Source organism: Blastomonas sp. AAP25 (assembly GCF_001295965.1).
Taxonomy (GTDB): Bacteria; Pseudomonadota; Alphaproteobacteria; order Sphingomonadales; family Sphingomonadaceae; genus Blastomonas; species Blastomonas fulva.
In genome coordinates, this window is sequence record NZ_LJHP01000002.1 from 104,943 (window position 1) to 121,163 (window position 16,221).

Genomic DNA, 16,221 nt, shown 5'->3' on the forward strand with positions numbered 1-16,221 from the left:
AGGAGTTTGTGATGGCACGACCCATAAGGAAGCGAGCCTTCAGCTGGCAGAAGGGCGCGAGCGGCTCTATCAGAAGCTCGCCTGGCAGCTTTTCGCGGAACTCGCGCCCGGGCGCTATGCCGTGGGCGACCGCTTGCCTGCGGAACGCGAGCTTTACATACAGTGCAACGTCAGCCGCCCTGCGGTGCGCGAGGCGATGATCGCGCTCGAGGTGCAGGGAATGATCGATGTCCGCACCGGATCGGCGGCCCATGTCCGCTCCTTGCCGTCCGAAACCGATACGCCAGGTTTCAACGTGACCGCATTCGAGCTGATGGAAGCGCGCCTGCTGATCGAAAAAGCGCGCACAGCCATTATCCAGCCGGTGGTCGAGGAGCACCGCGCGATGCTGAATGCCCTGCGCGTGCACGACCCCGCCGCAGCGCGCACCGCCATGCGCGGACACATGGCATCCGTCATCGACCATCTGCTGTTCGCGGCCGAGGAGGAGGCCGTCGAGGCCGCCCGCCGCCATGTCGCTACCACCCGCGAGCGCTCTGCGCGCGCCGTCAAGCTCTGAGGATTTCCATGCGCCCGCTTCACCTGCACCCCGACCGCCTGTTCCCCGCCGACCCCGAAGTCCGCGCCATCACTCGCAGGCTTTACGATCATGTCGCAACGCTGCCGATCATCAGCCCGCACGGGCATACCGATCCGCAATGGTTTGCCCAGAACGCGCCCTTCGCCAATGCCAGCGAACTGCTGCTGCAGCCCGATCACTATGTCTTCAGGATGCTCTATAGCCAAGGGGTGCCGCTCGAAGCTCTTGGGCTGACACCGGTGTCTGTCGATGCCGCCCCCGCGGTCGATCCGCGCGAGGCCTGGCGCATACTGGCGGGCCATTATCACCTGTTTCGCGGCACGCCTTCGCGCATGTGGCTCGACTGGGTGTTCGCCGAAGGCTTCGGGATTGCCGTGCAGCTCACCGCCGGAACCTCCGATCTGTATTACGACCGCATCACCGGTGCGCTGGCTACACCCGAATTCCGCCCACGCGCCCTGTTCGAACGGTTCAATATCGAGGTGATCACCACCACCGAATCGCCGCTCGACACGCTCGATCATCACCGAACGATTGCCGACAGCAACTGGAACGGCCGGGTACTGACGGCCTATCGTCCCGACCCGGTCGTCGACCCCGAATATGAAGGCTTTCGGGACAATCTGGCGCGCTTTGCCGAACTGACCGGAGAGGATACGTTCAGCTATGCCGGATATCTGGCCGCGCACCGCAAGCGCCGGGCGTTTTTCGCCAAGCATGGCGCGACATCGACCGACCATGGCCATCCGACGGCCCTTACGGCGGATCTGTCCCGGGCAGAGGCCGATGCGCTGTTCGCGCGCGTCATCCGCCCAGATGTCTCGCCGCAGGATGCCGAGCTTTTCCGCGCGCAGATGCTCACCGAAATGGCGGGCATGAGCGTCGAGGATGGTCTGGTCATGCAGATCCACCCCGGGGCGTTGCGCAACCACAACCCGCAGGTCTTCGCCCGTTTCGGCCGCGACAAGGGCGCCGACATGCCGATGCGCACCGACTATGTCCATGCGCTGCGCCCGCTGCTGGCGCGGCACGGCAACAACCCCGATCTCACCATCATCCTGTTTACGCTCGACGAGACGGTGTATGCGCGCGAGCTCGCCCCGCTCGCAGGGCACTATCCCGCGCTCAAGCTCGGCCCGGCCTGGTGGTTCCACGACAGCCCCGAAGGCATGCGCCGCTTCCGCCTGTCGATGACCGAGACCGCGGGCTTCTACAACACCGTCGGCTTCAACGACGACACCCGCGCCTTCCTCTCGATTCCCGCCCGGCATGATGTCGCCCGGCGGGTCGACTGCGGTTTCCTTGCGACTCTGGTCGCCGAACACCGGATGGAGGAATGGGAAGCGGCAGAACTGGCGCATGACCTCTCTTATGCGCTGGCGAAGAAGGCGTACCGGCTGTGAGGCTTTCACTCGAAACGCTGGACTCGCTCTCCCCGGCCGTTGCCCGCCCGGGCTATGACTTTGCACGCCAGCGGGCAGGCATCGTGCATTTCGGCATCGGCGCGTTCCATCGCGCGCACCAGGCGGTCTATACCGACGATGCCATGGCGGCGGGCGACCGCGACTGGCGGATCATCGGCGTGTCATTGCGCTCCGCCGATGTCGCCGAGCAACTTAATCCGCAGGACGGCCTGTTCACGCTGACCGAGCGGTCTTCGGACCGGACGGCCACGCGGCTCATCGGCAGTGTTGCGAAGGTCATCGTCGCGCCGCAGGATCCGCAGGCGGTGATCGAGGCGATCGCTTCGCCCGACACGCACATCATCAGCTTTACCGTGACCGAAAAGGGCTATGTCCGCAGCCCCGATGGATCGCTCGATCGCGCCAATCGCGCCATCGTGTCCGACGCCAGCGCAGCAGGGCCCCCGCAAACCATATATGGCTTCGTCGCAGCCGGCCTTGCGCGGCGCAAGGCAGCCGGGCTGCCGGGCCTGACGCTGCTGAGCTGCGACAATCTGGCCGACAACGGCGCGCGGCTGGCGCGGCTGATGAGCGACTATCTGACCGACACCGACCCTGCATTGGCCGAGTGGTTTGCCCGGACCTGCCGCTGCCCCGGCACGATGATCGACCGGATCGTGCCTGCGGTGACCGACGCCGATCGGCAGCGTGTCGCAGCCTCGATCGGTCTGGATGACCGCGGCGCGGTGATCACCGAACCGTTCAGCCAATGGGTGATCGAGGACGACTTTGCCGGGCCCCGCCCGCGCTGGGAGACGGTGGGCGCGCAGCTTGTCCCCAATGTCGGCCATTACGAGGCGGCCAAGCTGCGGATGCTCAATGGCGCGCACTCGGCCCTGGCGTATCTGGGTCTCGCGCGCGGTCATGAGTTCGTCCATCAGGCAATCGCCGATCCGGAACTTGCCGGGCTGATCGAGACGCTGATGCGGAGCGAGGCCGCTCCTACCCTGCCCCCGGATTCGGGCATCGACCTTGGCGCCTATGCCGATGCGCTGATCGCGCGTTTTGCCAACAGTGCGCTTGCCCACCGCCTGATCCAGATTGCGATGGATGGATCGCAGAAGATCCCGCAGCGCTGGCTCGAACCTTTGGCAATCAATCAGCAGGCGGGACGCAGCACGCCCGCCACATTGCAGGCGCTTGCCGCGTGGATACAGCATGTGTCTGGCGCTGCACGACCGGTCGACGACCCGATGGCCGCGCAGCTTGCCGATCTCTGGGCCAGCCATGGAGCAGACGGGATTGCAGCGGCGCTGTTCGGCACCGGCGGGGTGTTCCAAGCCAGCTGGACGCCATCGGCCGAGTCCGCGCAGGCATTGCAAGCCCATCTGGACGCTGCCCGCAACTGAGCGAGGCGGCTTTTGCCATCGCCGGGCGGGGATGCCTCAAGCATCGGATCGACATCTGAACGCAACGCATGGGCGCAATAGCGGTCGGGGCAACAAAAACTATCTTGCCAACCAAAATGGTAGAGATTAGTCATGTCTCCGCGGGCCATGCTGCATGCAGCCGGTCCGCACCAGATTTCACAGGAGTTTCGCCCCATGCCTCCTAGCAAACCCGCGCGCGCCGATACCGGTCCGCAATCAGCAGTCCCGCTTTCCGCGATTGCCGAAGCCATCGCCAGACTGCGCTTCGGCGCGGTCGTGCTGACCGTGCATGACGGCAGGCTGGTGCAGATGGACGTGACCGAACGCCAGCGTTTCTCCTGACGGTCACACGCTGCGAATGCCGAGACCGGGACAACGGAACGGCATTTTCCTGAAGCCCCGACCCCCCATCCACCAATCACCAACCACCAACCACCAACCACCAAATTGCCGTGCCGACCGGACAACCGGAAGCACTTCCACCCCTGGGAGTCCTGCCGAATGTCCATTACCCTTGCCGCGCGCGCGTCTGTCGTCGCGCTTGCCGTCGCACTTGCGCCACAGTCGCCAGTGCTCGCCTCTGATCGCGATGTCGCCGAAGCCCCGGGCGATACAGCAGACGCCGAGGCCGAACAGCAGCCCGAAACCGTGATCATCGTCTCGGCCCGCCGCCGCGAGGAATCCTCGCAGGACGTGCCGATCGCCTTGTCGGTGGTTGATGTGACCACGCTCGACAACACCGGAAGCTTCAATGTCAGCCGCCTGACGCAGCTTCAGCCCAGCCTGCAGTTCTATTCCTCCAACCCACGCAACTCGGCGATCAACATCCGCGGTTTGGGCGCGCCATTCGGCCTGACCAATGATGGCATCGAGCAGGGCGTCGGCATCTATATCGATGATGTCTTCGTCGGCCGGGTCGCGGTGGCGACGCTCGACTTCCTCGACATCGCGCAGGTCGAGACGCTGCGCGGGCCGCAGGGCACGCTCTACGGCAAGAACACCACTGCCGGCGCGATCAACATCACCTCGAAGGAACCGAGCTTCGATTTCGAAGGCCGCGCCGAGGTCACCGCGGGCAATCTCGAGTTCCGCCAGGCCGAGGCGTCGGTGTCCGGTCCGCTGTCGGATACTCTGGCGGTGCGCTTCGGAATTGCGACCACCGACCGGCGCGGTACGATCTTCAACATCGCCACCGGCACGCACGTCAATGAGCTCAACAATCTGGGGCTTCGCGGCTCGCTGCTGTGGAAGCCGAGCGATTCCCTCAAGGTGACGCTTGCAGGCGACTACAACCGCCAGAACCCGGAATGCTGCGCGCAGATCTATGCGCGCTACGGCAGCACCCAGCGCCCGGCCAACCGCCAGTTCCCCGCGCTGTCGGCCGCGTTCGGCTATGCCCCGCCCAGCCTCGATGCCTTCGACCGGGTGACCGATGTCGATGCCGAATTGAGCGCCAGGAGCATTCTGGGTGGAGCATCGCTCAAGATCGAATGGGATGTCGGCCCTGGCACGCTGACCTCGGTCAGCGCCTGGCGCTTCTGGGACTGGACCCCATCGAACGACCGCGACTTCACCGGCCTGCCGATCACGCTCAAGGTCAACAACCCCTCGCAGCAGGAGCAGTTCACGCAGGAGGTGCGCTATGCCGGATCGCTGGGTGAGCGCATCGATTTTGTCGCAGGCGTGTTTGGCTTCTACCAGACCATCGACACCCAGGGGATCCAGGAACAGGGCACCGCCGCCAGCCGCTGGCTGCTTGCGCCCACCAGCGCGCTCGCGGGCAACCCGGCCGTGCTCAACGGGTTGGTCGCCAACAACACCATCGGATTCAAGAACACCAGCGTTGCCGCGTTCGGTCAGCTCAGCTGGAAGGTCACCGATGATCTCACGATCCAGCCGGGTGTCAGGATCAATTACGACAAGAAGACCGGGTCCTATGACTCGGTGGTCACAGGCACAGCCTCGAACGGCACCCGCCAGCTGGTCAGCTTCAACGGGCCATTCCCCAACGACCCGTGGATTGTCGCACAGCGCGGGGTGCTGGCCCCGCAGTTCTTCGAGCCCGAGTTCTCCGACTGGAACCTGTCCTATGACCTGACGCTGTCCTACCGGATCGCCCCCGATATCCGCGCCTACGCGACCTATGCCAGGACCTTCAAGACCGGCGGCATCAACCTGTCGGGCGTTCCCAACGACGCGGCGGGCAATCCGCTGCTCGCGGCAGGTTCGGTGAAACCCGAGAAGGTCGACCATTTCGAGGTCGGCCTGAAAACCCAGTTCTGGGACCGCCGCGCGACACTCAACCTCGCGGGCTTCTGGACCGAGATCCGCGATTATCAGGCGACGGTGAACAACGGCCAATTGGGCGTGCTGCGCGGCTATCTCGCCAATGCGGGCAAGGTGCGGGTGCGCGGGATCGAGGCCGATTTCAGCGTGCGTCCGTCGGATCGGTTCAACGCCTATGTCAGCGGCGCCTATACCGATCACGAATATGTCCGTTTCGTCGATGCACCATGCCCGCCCGAGCTCGCGGGCGGCGCCACGGTGACCGGTACGCAGGTGCCCGGAGCGCCAGGCGTCCCCGGCGCGCTGAGCCCGGCAAACTGCGATATCTCGGGCCAGTGGCTGCCCGGCATCTCGAACTGGGCGCTCTCTTACGGCTTCGAGTATAACGAGCCGGTATCGATATTCGGCCTCGACGGCTTTGCCTATGCCGGGTTTGACGGCAACTATCGCTCGAAATTCTCGTCCAACCCTTCGCGCTCGATCTACACCGACATCAGTGGCTATGCGCTCAGCAACTTCCGGCTGGGCTATCGCACCGATGACGGGCTCAATCTCTTCGCCTGGGTGCGCAACGCCTTCGACGTCGACTATTTCGAGCAGCTCGCGGCCAACACCGGCGGCAATACCGGGCTGATCGCCGGACAGCCGGGCGACCCGCGCACCTATGGCCTCACTATCGCCTCGAGCTTCTAGGCGCGCCGACCCGCACGTCGGGCCCGGCACGAATCCTGGTCCCGGCAAATCCCGGCAAAGGCGCCGGGTCCGGAACCGGGGCGGGCCAGGCTCGTAACAGTCCTTGCATGCGTTGGGCAGCAAGGATTGGAGCGCCAGTGAACCGGCTACATGACGATTACTGGAATTTCCGCGGCTCGTTCAAGATCGCCAAGCTGATCGATATCGGAACCCATATGTCGCTGGTCCGCCGGGCCAGCGGGCGGTTTGTAGCGCTCGACAGCTATGCGCTGGATGACGCGGATCGCGGCCTGCTGCTCGAGGTAACCGATGGAGGGCGGCTGGTCGATGCGATCATCAACGTCCACCCGTTCCACACGCTGCACTGTACCGCGCTGATCGATGCGCTGCCGGGCGCACGGCTGATCGGAACGCGGCGGCACCTGGCGCAGTTGCCCGATCTCCCCTGGGATCAGGCGGTGATCGAGGACGCGGCCACCCAGGCGGAATTTGCGAGCGACCTGGAGTTCTCGATCCCGCAGGGCGTCGACTTCATCAGCGCCGACGAAAAGGTGCATGTCGCCTCGGTCCTGGTGCGCCACCGCGCCAGCCGGATCGTCCATGTCGACGATACGATTAACGTGCTTCAACCCCCCGGCATCCTGAGCGCGGTGCTGCCCGAAGCCAAGCTCCGCTTTCACCCGATGCTCGCCAAGGCGCTGCAGAAGCGCAGCGGTGCCGCCGATGACTACGCCAGCTGGGCGCGCGAGCTTGCGCAAAGCTGGGCCGATACGCCGGTCGTGTGCGCTGCGCACTCGGCGGTACGCCAGCTGCCCCCCGGCGGCTGGGAAAACGAAATCCTCGGCGCGCTGAAGGATGTCGAGAAAACGCTCGACAGCCACCGCGCCACCTACGGCTGACCCGGCCGTACCACCCCCGTCCATTGGAGACCAAAACTATGAGCGAACGCAGTTTCGAGACGATCAACCCTTTGAGCGAAGAGCCGATCGAGACCTACACCTACATGACCGACGCGCAGGCGAACGACGTGATCGAAGCGTGTCACAGCGCCTTTCTCGACTGGCGGATGCAGAGCCTGGAAGAGCGCGCCAGAGTGATCGGCCGTATCGGCGATGAATTGCGCGCGTCGAAAGATGAATTTGCGCAGTTGATGACAGACGAGGTCGGCAAATTGCTGCGCGACAGCCTGCAGGAAGTCGACCTCGTCGCATCGATCTGCGACTACACCGCCAAGCAGGGCCCCGAAGCGCTCGCCGACCAGAAGCGACAGGTCCAGAATGGCGAAGGCTATGTCACGCATGCCCCGCTGGGCGTCATCTACGGCATCCAGCCGTGGAACTTCCCCGCCTATCAGGCGGTACGCTATTCGATCGCCAGCCTGATGGCGGGCAACGGCGTGCTGCTCAAGCATGCCGAAAGCTGCACCGGCAGCGGATTGTTCCTGCGTGATGTGTATGAGCGCGCAGGGCTGCCAAAGGGTCTGTTCGGCGTGCTGGTGATCGATCATGACCAGTCGGACCGTGTCATCGAACACAAGCGTGTGCGCGGCGTGACGTTGACCGGCAGCGACAAGGCCGGCCGCGCGGTCGGAGCCAAGGCGGCGTCGGTGGTCAAGAAGACCGTCCTCGAGCTCGGTTCGAACGACGCTTACATGGTGCTCGACGATGCCGACATCGATCTTGCGATCAAGACCTGCGTGCAGGGCCGCATCTACAACAACGGCCAGACCTGCGTGAACGCCAAGCGCTTCATCGTCACCGAGGCCAATTACGACGCGTTCGTGAAGGGCTATGTCCAGCAGTTCGAAGCGCTGAAGATGGGCGATCCGACTGCCGAAGACACCCAGCTTGGCCCGCTGGTCTCGAAGCGCCAGCGCGACTCGCTGCACGATCAGGTCGAAAAGAGCGTCGCCAAGGGTGCGCGCGTGCTGACCGGTGGCGAGATTCCCGATCGCAAGGGCTGGTTCTATCCCGCCACGGTGCTGGTCGATGTCGAACCCGGCCAGCCTGCTTATGACGACGAGCTGTTCGGCCCCGCCGCATCGATCATCCGCGCCAAGGACGACGAGGACGCGATGCGGATCGCCAATGACAGCCGCTATGGCCTGGGCGGCGGAATCTTTTCGCGCGACACGGAGCGGGCGAAGGAGCTGGCTGCCAGGCATTTCGATACCGGCATGGTGTTCATCAACAACTTCAACGTCGCTTCGCCCGACATGCCGTTCGGCGGGGTGAAGGATTCGGGCTATGGCCGCGAGCATGGTGATGAGGGCTTCAAGGAGTTCGTCAACGCCAAGGCCATCCTGGTTGCATGAGCGAGAAGGACAGACTGCGCTGTGACGTCGTGGTGATCGGGGCCGGCACTGCCGGCCTCGCCGCCGAAAGGGCTGCGCGCGCCAATGGCGCATCGACGCTGCTGATCGACCCGGACTTCAGCGGGACGACCTGTGCCAATGTCGGGTGCATGCCGTCGAAACTGCTGATCGCGGCAGCCAAGGCACGCCACGCGGTTGATCGCGCCAGCCAGTTCGGCATCGATGTCGGTGAGGTCAGCGTCGATGGCGCTGCGGTGATGAAGCGAGTGCGCAAGGAGCGCGATCGCTTCGCGGCATCGACGCAAAAGTCGATCGAGAAAATCCCTGACGCTATCCGCATCAGGGGGCGGGCTAAGTTCACCGCACCCGGCAAATTGCAGTTGGACGACGGCCGGTCGATCGAGGCGCGGACGATCGTCATCGCGACAGGCTCGCGCCCTGCTCTGCCCGATGCGTTTGCCGCGCTGGGAGACCGTGCGCTGACCAACGAGACCGTATTCGAGCTCAAGGCTCTGCCAACGCGGCTCGCGGTGATCGGATCAGGTGCGATCGGACTGGAAATGGCGCAGGCCTTCGCGCGGCTGGGGGTCAAGGTCGCATTGTTCGACAAGTCCGAAACCATGGCCAAGCTGCGCTGCCCGCGCGTGCACGAGGCGCTCAAAGCGATCATCGCGTGCGATGTCGATCTGCATCTGGGTGTCGATGCCACGCCTGAACCGGCCAAGGACGGCGTCACCATGCGCTGGAGCGGCAACAGCAAGGGCAAGGCGGTGTTCGACCATGTGCTGGTCGCGGTGGGCCGACCGCCGGTGCTCGACGGGCTGTCTATCGATAAGGCCGGGCTCGATCTTGATGACAAGGGCGTGCCGTGTCACGACCGCGCGACGATGCGCTGCGGCGACAGCAACGTCTTCCTCGCAGGCGATGTCGCTGCCGATCTGCCCCTGCTGCATGAAGCATCGCATGATGGCGCGATTGCGGGAAGCAACGCGGCGGCCTATCCGGCGCCGGTCCCGACCGATCGCTATGTGCCGTTCAGCATCACCTTCACCGATCCGCAGGTCGTGACCATCGGAAAGGCGGAGGAGGATGGCGCGGTGAGCGGCACCGCCGATTTCACCGATCAGGGCCGCGCGCGGGTGGAGGCGCGCAACAAAGGGGCTCTCACCCTGTACGCAGCCGCACCTGACGGTGTGCTGATCGGCGCGGATCTGGTTGCCCCGGCGGGGGAGCATCTGGGCCATTTGCTGGCGTGGGCAATCCAGCAGAAGATGACCGCGACGCAAGTGCTCGAGATGCCTTTCTATCACCCGACGATCGAGGAAGGGCTCAAACAGGCGCTGCGCACCGTCTGCGCCGCGACGCCGATCGATATTCCGGAAAATCAGGACGCTGGTTCGCCGGCTGGGGCATAGCGCCAGCGGCGCCCGGCATCATTCCACCGTGGGAAGGCACACCTCGAACGTGCTGCCTTCCCCGGGAGCGCTGTGTTTCAGCCGGATGGCGCCGTCGTGCAGTTCGACCAGCTGCTTGACCAGCGCCAGCCCGATCCCGAGGCCGTCCTGCTTGACCTTGCCACTGACATCGGCCTGCTCGAAGATCCCGAAGATCCGGTCCTGCTGATCGGGCGCGATACCGATGCCGTTGTCGCTGACCTCGATCCAGGCGGTCCCGTCCCCGACCCGCGCAGTCACCCTGATCTCGCCTGCCGCTGGCGTGTATTTGGCGGCATTGCTGACGAGGTTACCGATGATCTGCGCCATGCGGGCGTGATCGGCGTCGAGCAGCACCGGTCCCGGCGGAAGCTCCACATGCAGATTATGCCCTGCCTCGTCGATCGCCGGCCGCGATGTTTCGACCGCGAACGCCAGCACATCGTTCAGGTCCACCCGCTCGCGCTGCAGCGATATCTTGCCCTGCTCGATCCGCGAGATATCGAGCAGATCCTCCACCAGCCGGGTCATATGCGTCAGGTAGCGGCTCATCGAGATGCGGATTTCACCCTCGACCGGCTGTCCTTTCTTGCGCTCGAGCATGATCAGCCCGGCGTTGAGCGCCATGATCGGGTTACGCAACTCATGCCCCAGAACGGCGAGAAACCGGTTCTTCTGGATGTCGGCCTGTTTGAGCGATTCGGTCAGCGCGGCGAGTTCATCGCGCTGCGCCGCCAGTTGCCGGCGCTGGGTATAGAGCTCCAGGAAGACGCGGGCCTTGGACCTCAGGATATCGGCCTCGATCGGCTTCTGGATGAAATCGACCGCGCCGGCCTCATAGCCCTTGAACCGCCGCGTGCCGTCGCCTGCGCCTGCGGTGACGAAGATGATCGGGATGTGCCGCGAGCGTTCGCTGTTGCGCATGAACTCGGCCAGCTCGAAGCCGTCCATGCCGGGCATCTGGACGTCGAGAAACGCCAGCGCATAGTCCTTGACCAGCAGCAGCTCGAGCGCCTCCTCGCCGCTGCGCGCGGTATCGCAGCTCAGCCCCTCGCGGCGCAGCAGCGCATTGAGCGCGATCAGGTTTTCCTCAAGGTCATCGACCAGCAGGATGCGGACCGGTTCTTCAGCCATCGACATCACGCTGCCTCCTGCTGCAGGTGCAAGACGATCTCGTCGATGCTCATCGCCTTGGCCGCCGGGCAGGCAGCCAGCGCTGCAAGCGGCATGGTGGCAACTTCGGCGGTCTGCGGGTCCTGAACGATGGCAGTCCCGCCCGCCGCGCCGATCGCGCGAAGACCTTCGGCGCCATCATGATTGGCGCCGGTGAGAATGATGGCTGTCACGTCGCGTTCCAAAGCATCTGCAGCGGTTTCGAAAAGCACGTCGATGGCCGGGCGCGAGTAATTGACGGGTTCATCCGAAGACAAGGCAATCGACATGTTTTTCTCGAGCAGCAGATGATAGCCGGGAGGAGCAAAATAGACCGTTCCTTGCTGGAGCATTTCCTTATCCTCTGCCTCCTTAACCTCCAAAAGGCATCTTGCCCGCAACAATTCGACCAAAAGATTGTCATTGCGTTGCGGAACGTGGAGGACGACCAGAATCGGGCATGCGAAATGCGGCGGCAAGGCGGTGAGGATCGACGACAGCGCCTGCACCCCGCCGGCCGACGCACCGATGACGATCGCCCGGGTCATGGACCGGTCCGCTGATAGATTTTTTCTTCGCGCACGAAATCGGCAAAGGCATCGGCGTGCGAGGAGAATCGCAGGCTCTCCTTCGACCCGAGCCCCAAGAAGCCCCTGCGCGCGAGCGAGTCGCGAAACAGCCCGACGGCGCGGTCCTGCAGTTCTCGGTCGAAATAGATCAGCACGTTGCGGCAGGAGATCAGGTGCATCTCTGCGAATGCGGCATCGGTGACCAAGCTGTGGTCGGAAAAGACGACCTGGCTGCACAGCGACTTGTCGAACACTGCGCGCCCGTAATTGGCGGTGTAATAATCGGACAGCGATGAACGCCCACCCGACGCCTGATGATTTTCGGTGAAAAGCCGGATCCGATCAAGCGAATATACCCCGGCTTGCGCGGCCTTGAGCGCGGTCGGGTTGATGTCGGTGGCATAGAACATCGTCTTCTTGGCCAGTCCCTCCTCGTGGAACAGGATGGCGAGCGAATAGAGCTCCTCGCCGTTGCTGCACCCTGCGACCCAGACCTTGAGCGAGGGATAGGTATGCAGGTGCGGGATGACCTTCTCGCGCAGCGCGCGGAAATAGGACGGATCGCGAAACATCTCGCTGACCTGCACCGTCAGGAAATCGAGCAGTCGCGGCAGCAGCGTCGAATCGCGCAGCACCGCGGCCTGGATCTCGGAGATGCTGTCATAGCCCAGCTGCGCACGCGCCTGCAGAAGCCGGCGCTTGATCGATGCGCGGGCGTAATGCCGGAAATCATAGTGATAATGCTGGTACAACGCCTCCAGCAGCAGCTGGATTTCGATGTCCTCGATAGAGCTGGTCACTAGCGCGGCATCCATACCCGCACCAGCGAGAGCAGTTTGTCGACGTCGATCGGCTTGGCCATATAGTCGTTGGCCCCCGCATCGAGGCAGTTCTGCTGGTCGTCGGGCATCGCCTTGGCGGTCAGCATGATGACGGGCAGCTTCGCCCATTTCGGATTGCTGCGCATCGCGCGCACCGCAGTCAGCCCGTCCATGACCGGCATCATCACATCCATCAGCACCAGGTCGATCGGCTTGTCGGCCCCGTCGGCGCTAGCCTCCAGCATATCGAGGGCCTCCTGGCCGTTGCGCGCGATCTTGGCGATCACCCCGCGCGGTTCCAGAACGCTGGTGAGCGAATAAACGTTCCGTACATCATCCTCGACGATGAGCACGCGTCGCCCTTCCAGCGCCGCATCGCGATGCCGGGCCTTTTCGAGCATCCGGCGCTGCTCGGGGGGCATCTCGGCGACGACCTGGTGGAGGAACAGCGAGACCTCGTCGAGCAGCCGTTCGGGCGACTTTGCGCCCTTGATGATGATCGAACTGGAATAGCGGCGCAGGCGCTGCTCTTCCTCTGCGGTCAGATCGCGCCCGGTATAGATGATCACCGGCGGATAGGCGCGGTCGCTGTCCTGGCTGAGCTCCTCGAGCAACGAGAAGCCCGAGGCATCGGGAAGCGCCAGATCGAGCACCATGCAATCGAACGGTTCGCTGCGCAGCAGCTCGAGGCACTTCGCCACCGTCCCCACGCCCACGGTTTCGACATCCTGCGACTTGAGCAGCTCCGACACCGCGTCGCGCTGCACCTCGTTGTCCTCCACGATGAGCACTCGCCGCATCGAGGAGGCGAGCTTCTGCTGAAGACCGGCCAGCACCTCGGCCAGCCGCTCGCGCTGCACCGGCTTTTCCAGATAACCGATCGCTCCCAGCGCCAGCGCGGTCTGGCTCTGGTCGGCGCCGGAGATCACGTGGATCGGGATGTGCCGGGTTTCGTCCTGGTGCTTGAGATGATCGAGCACGGTCAGCCCAGACTGGTCGGGCAGACCGATATCGAGCACGATCGCGCTGGGCTTGTAGTCGCGTGCGATGTCGATCGCCTCCTGCGCGGTCCCGGCGACGATGCACTGGAAGCCCAGCTCGTGCGAAAGGTCGCACACGATCGAGGCAAAAGTCGCATCGTCCTCGATCACCAGCAGCAACCTTTTTCCGGTATCGAGCACGTTGCGATCGTCCTCTATGCTGGCCGGCCGCGGCTTGGCAGCCGGACGGCGCCGGGCGGGTGGCGGGCTCGCCACTGCCGGCTGCGGCGCGGCGCGCGCCTGGTCGCGCACCCGAACCTTGGACGGATCGTAGGTCGCAGGGATGGTCAGCGTGAACCGGCTGCCTGCGCCGACCTCGCTCTCCACGGTGATCGCGCCGCCGAGCAGCCGGGCGAGCTCGCGCGAGATCGACAGGCCGAGCCCGGTGCCGCCATATCTGCGGCTGATCGATCCATCGGCCTGCTGGAATGCATCGAAGATGCTGTCCTGCTGCTCCTTTGTGATGCCGATGCCTGTATCTGTGACCGTCAGCGCGACGCAGTCCTCGCCAGCCGACGCCACGGTCAGCTGCACGCTGCCGCTTTCGGTGAACTTGAGCGCGTTCGACATCAGGTTCTTGAGGATCTGCTCCACCCGCATGCGATCGGTGAGGATCGACCGCGGGCAGTCGTCGGACAGCTCGAGCGCCAGCGTCAGCCCGCGCTCGTTGGCGATCGGCTGGAAGACCTTTTTCAGATCGCCCAGCAGCCGGTCCATCGGCACCGATGCCGGCTGGATTTCGATATGCCCTGCCTCGATCTTGGAGAGGTCGAGAATATCGTTGATCAGGTTGAGCAGATCGTTGCCCGACGACTGGATCGTCTGCGCGAACCGCACCTGCTCTGCCGACAGATTGCCATCGGGGTTGTCACCCAGCAGCTTGGAGAGGATCAGCAGCGAGTTGAGCGGGGTGCGCAGCTCGTGGCTCATGTTCGCCAGAAAGTCGGTCTTGTACTGGCTCGCCTGTTCCAGCTCGCGCGCCTTGAGCTGCAGTGTGGCGCTCGCGCGCTCTAGCTCGTCGCGCTGGGTCTCGAGCGTCTGCGCCTGTTCTTCGAGCTGGCTGTTGGTCTGTTCGAGCTCGACCTGCTGCAGTTCGAGCCGCGCCTGCGATTCGCGCAGCGCCGATCCCTGCTCTTCGAGCTCCTCGTTCGAGACCCGCAACTCTTCGGATTGCGCCTGCAACTCGCTGGCCTGCCGCTGGGTTTCCTCGAGCGCGTCCTGCAGCCGTTCGCGGAATCGTGCGGAGCGCAGCGCAATGCCGATGGCCCCGGACGCCTCCTCGAGCAGGTCGAGCACGACATCATCCACCGGTTCGAAAAAGCCGAGCTCGATCACCGCATTGACCGCATCGTCGGCCTTGGCCGGGGCGATCACGAGATGCCGCGGCGCCGAGCGACCGAGCGACGATCCGACCGTTAGATAGCCCGGCGGCACATCATTGAGCACCATGATCCGGCCATCGACCGCGACCTGCCCCATCAATCCCTCGTTGAGCGTGAATTCCACCGGGACGTCGGCATCACCGGGCACGCCGAGCATATTGGCCCGCCGGAAGCTGCCACCCTCGCCCTTGAACAGCGCGCCTGCCGGGCTGCCGGTCCGCTCGTGCAGGAACGACAGGATGGCTGCGCCGAGCTCCGCGATGGTCTTGTCCCCCATCATCGCCTTGCCGAGGTCCGCCTGCGCCGCCTGGAGCCACTGCTGGCGCTCGCGGCTGCGGGTGTTGCGGATGAACAGGATGAAGATGGCGATCGTCAGGGCAATGCCGCTGAGGCTGGTGATGACGGCACTGACGACCGCCGCCTGCGAGGCGGCGGCCATCGCGACAAGGCGAGATTCGCGGACACGCTGCTCCTCGCGCGTCATGCTGGCGACCTGTTCGCGGATATCGTCCATGACATTCTTGCCACGATCGGTGTTCAACGCGGCCACCGCGGCCTCGACACCGCCCGTACGCCGGAGCTCGATAACGTCCGCCATGATCTGCATTCTGGCCATGACCCGGTTTTTCAGCGCGGCGAAGGTCTCCTTCTGCACCGGGCTGGCACGGGTGAGGCCGTCAAGCTTCCGCAACTCGTCATCGGCCCGCGCGACTCCCTCCGAATAGGGCTCGAGATAAGCGTCGCGCCCGGTGAGCAGATAGCCGCGCTGCCCCGTTTCGGCATCGAGCATGGCTGACAGCACATCGTCGAGCGTGGTCAGGACGACATGCGTGCGCCGGATCTCGCGCTCGCTGGCGCGCACATTCTCGATGTTCAGATACGCCACGGCTGCGCTGATCACGAAGAAGGCGACGCCGATCACCAGCCCCACGACTGCCCATCGGCTCGCAAGACTTTGGGCATGCGACGTAACGCTGGCTGTTTTCACTGTGTCTCTTCTCGCAATCCGTGTTGGCCATGGCTTAGCCAAGAGCGGTGACCATATACAAGGACGCAAAGACCATATCTTGCGTCCGGCACGGTTCTGGACCTTGCCGACGTCGCCGATGCCAAATCGC

The 16,221-nt window shown here is 64.3% G+C and carries 12 protein-coding genes; 8 read left to right on the forward strand and 4 right to left on the reverse strand.

All coding sequences use genetic code 11. The features are described 5' to 3' along the window. The first annotated feature begins 43 nt into the window (after nt 1-43). The 8 genes from IP68_RS02400 (at nt 44) to IP68_RS02435 (ending at nt 10,121) form a co-directional block, all read left to right on the forward strand. Nucleotides 44-559: a GntR family transcriptional regulator gene (locus tag IP68_RS02400; RefSeq protein WP_054133667.1), complete on the forward strand. Its 516-nt coding sequence runs from the start codon at nt 44-46 to the stop codon at nt 557-559. An 8-nt stretch (nt 560-567) separates the two neighbouring features. Beyond that, the gene (uxaC, locus tag IP68_RS02405; protein WP_197275699.1) at nt 568-1,983 is read left to right on the forward strand and encodes a glucuronate isomerase; all 1,416 of its coding nucleotides are present in this window, start codon (nt 568-570) and stop codon (nt 1,981-1,983) included. Then, nucleotides 1,980-3,392 (forward strand): mannitol dehydrogenase family protein, encoded by a 1,413-nt coding sequence (locus IP68_RS02410; RefSeq protein ID WP_054133370.1) that lies wholly within the window; start codon nt 1,980-1,982, stop codon nt 3,390-3,392. The genes uxaC and IP68_RS02410 overlap by 4 nt, the downstream gene beginning before the upstream one ends. 195 nt (nt 3,393-3,587) lie before the next feature. Then, nucleotides 3,588-3,755: a YezD family protein gene (locus IP68_RS02415; RefSeq protein WP_082382099.1), complete on the forward strand. Its 168-nt coding sequence runs from the start codon at nt 3,588-3,590 to the stop codon at nt 3,753-3,755. Between the two features lie 159 nt (nt 3,756-3,914). Continuing rightward, the gene (locus tag IP68_RS02420; RefSeq protein ID WP_054133372.1) at nt 3,915-6,392 is read left to right on the forward strand and encodes a TonB-dependent receptor; all 2,478 of its coding nucleotides are present in this window, start codon (nt 3,915-3,917) and stop codon (nt 6,390-6,392) included. Nucleotides 6,393-6,529: 137 nt separating this feature from the next. Further along, nucleotides 6,530-7,291: a hypothetical protein gene (locus tag IP68_RS02425; RefSeq protein ID WP_054133373.1), complete on the forward strand. Its 762-nt coding sequence runs from the start codon at nt 6,530-6,532 to the stop codon at nt 7,289-7,291. Between the two features lie 38 nt (nt 7,292-7,329). Next, the gene (locus IP68_RS02430; protein ID WP_054133374.1) at nt 7,330-8,706 is read left to right on the forward strand and encodes an NAD-dependent succinate-semialdehyde dehydrogenase; all 1,377 of its coding nucleotides are present in this window, start codon (nt 7,330-7,332) and stop codon (nt 8,704-8,706) included. Continuing rightward, nucleotides 8,703-10,121 carry a dihydrolipoyl dehydrogenase gene (locus tag IP68_RS02435; RefSeq protein WP_054133375.1) on the forward strand — a complete coding sequence of 473 codons (1,419 nt, stop codon included), beginning with the start codon at nt 8,703-8,705 and terminating at the stop codon, nt 10,119-10,121. Before IP68_RS02430 ends, IP68_RS02435 begins: the two co-directional genes overlap by 4 nt. A gap of 18 nt (nt 10,122-10,139) precedes the next feature. On the opposite strand, the gene IP68_RS02440 is transcribed toward IP68_RS02435, so the two are convergent. Genes IP68_RS02440 through IP68_RS02455 form a run of 4 tightly spaced genes read right to left on the reverse strand, consistent with a single transcriptional unit; the run spans nt 10,140 to nt 16,091 of the window. Further along, nucleotides 10,140-11,279, reverse strand: coding sequence for a hybrid sensor histidine kinase/response regulator (locus IP68_RS02440; RefSeq protein WP_054133376.1), 1,140 nt, complete (start codon nt 11,277-11,279; stop codon nt 10,140-10,142). After that, nucleotides 11,279-11,839, reverse strand: coding sequence for a chemotaxis protein CheB (locus IP68_RS02445; protein WP_054133377.1), 561 nt, complete (start codon nt 11,837-11,839; stop codon nt 11,279-11,281). Before IP68_RS02445 ends, IP68_RS02440 begins: the two co-directional genes overlap by 1 nt. After that, nucleotides 11,836-12,675 carry a protein-glutamate O-methyltransferase CheR gene (locus IP68_RS02450; protein ID WP_054133378.1) on the reverse strand — a complete coding sequence of 280 codons (840 nt, stop codon included), beginning with the start codon at nt 12,673-12,675 and terminating at the stop codon, nt 11,836-11,838. Before IP68_RS02450 ends, IP68_RS02445 begins: the two co-directional genes overlap by 4 nt. Beyond that, nucleotides 12,660-16,091, reverse strand: a complete 3,432-nt coding sequence (locus tag IP68_RS02455; protein ID WP_231683633.1) for a response regulator — start codon at nt 16,089-16,091, stop codon at nt 12,660-12,662. The genes IP68_RS02450 and IP68_RS02455 overlap by 16 nt, the downstream gene beginning before the upstream one ends. Nucleotides 16,092-16,221 lie beyond the last annotated feature (130 nt).